Below are 232 nucleotides of genomic sequence, written 5' to 3'. Positions count from 1 at the left end.
TTTGATTACATTCACCAAGAAAGCCATAACCACCAGGTAACTAAGATGTGCCGAATCCTCGGTGTTTCCAGAGCTCAGTATTATCGTTATCGATCCCCCAAGCCTTCAAAACGCCGGGCCGAAGATGCGGACTTGAAACAACGGATTCTGCGGATCTTTGCGGAATTCAAGCAGCGATACGGCGTTATGAAGATCCACCATGAATTGAATCTGGAACTTCAACCACTGCAGC

The 232-nt window shown here is 47.4% G+C and carries 1 protein-coding gene; it reads left to right on the top strand.

All coding sequences use genetic code 11. The annotated features are described in order from the left end of the window. On the top strand, positions 1 to 232 hold a 232-nt coding region (locus tag FD07_RS12280; protein ID WP_156403297.1), incomplete at both ends, for an IS3 family transposase.

It is taken from the genome of Levilactobacillus parabrevis ATCC 53295 (assembly GCF_001434055.1).
Lineage (GTDB): Bacteria > Bacillota > Bacilli > Lactobacillales > Lactobacillaceae > Levilactobacillus > Levilactobacillus parabrevis.
The sequence above is the reverse complement of the archived record's forward strand: the minus strand, read 5'-3'. Positions and strand labels throughout refer to the sequence as shown.